Origin of the sequence: Faecalimicrobium dakarense, assembly GCF_000499525.1 — a bacterium.
Classification (GTDB): Bacteria; Bacillota; Clostridia; order Peptostreptococcales; family Peptostreptococcaceae; genus Faecalimicrobium; species Faecalimicrobium dakarense.
Window position 1 is genome coordinate 1 of sequence record NZ_HG529372.1, and the last position, 1,006, is coordinate 1,006.

Sequence of the window (1,006 nt, forward strand, 5' to 3'; positions counted from 1 at the left end):
TGTTGCTAAACTTAGCAACACTTTTTTTATATTAAAAAATCCCCAAAAACACCGGCGACCCCAATAAATTCAGACCCGAGATACTCCCAGGTGGGTGACCTACTATCTACTTTTAACGTCCCATATAAATACGGGCATGTTATCCATAGATAGACTTAGTCTCCCTTATAACATTTGTCGGTTGAATTTAAATAAGTCTATCGAATGCTTCAGGATTTTTATAATATTATTATATAACAAAACACTAAATTTTAAAAGTAATTTTATATAGTAATTAATATAATATCAGTATTTTTTTGGAAATTTATTTTTCGTCATCATCTATGTAGTCATAATCTTCATAAATTTCGTATTCATCAAAATCTTCATAACCATATTCTTCATCTTCATATTCATCGTCTTCATATTCTTCATATTCCTCTTCTTCATCATCATAAGAACTATCTTCTCCATCAGATCTTAAAAGACTTCCTAATAACTTAAGGTTATTCATACTACCTAGATTATTTATATTAGCTAATGAACTTAAACTAAATCCACCTTCTCCAAAATCATCCGGCAAAAATAATTCTGCAAATAAATCAATTTTCTTTTTCATATCTATAGCTTTTTCTATAGGTTCTTTTCTCTTCTCTGGGAATACTTCTAATATTTCTTTTATCATCATATTCTTTTTGTCATCTTCATCCATGCTTCTAAAAAAGTTTGTTTCTTCTTCATGTATATCATCTATGCCACTTAATCTTTTTATCCCTTTCACTAAATCTAGTAAACTTTCTACTTTTGCTAAAACTTTCATTTCATCCCTAGACATATATTTTTTCGTTCTAGTTATTATTTCCATTCCACGTTCTAATTCTTCATCACTTAAATCCATTAGTTTCATACCCTTGTTTATATCGTTCATATTAAATCCAAGCATATTATTACTATCTTTTCTCTCCCTTTTTTGACTTGATTTTTTAGGAATTCTAGGCTTTGCTTCTTTTTCTTTTTAACTTTTTTC

The 1,006-nt window shown here is 28.3% G+C and carries 1 protein-coding gene and 1 other RNA gene; both read right to left on the reverse strand.

Features of this window, described 5'->3' with window-relative positions; translation table 11 throughout:
* Positions 1–35: 35 nt before the first annotated feature.
* Positions 36–219, reverse strand: a non-coding RNA gene (gene ssrS / locus BN899_RS12340) — 6S RNA.
* Positions 220–304: 85 nt separating this feature from the next.
* On the reverse strand, positions 305–970 hold the full coding sequence (locus BN899_RS12345) for a hypothetical protein (RefSeq protein ID WP_242824170.1): 666 nt from the start codon (positions 968–970) through the stop codon (positions 305–307).
* Positions 971–1,006: the final 36 nt, after the last annotated feature.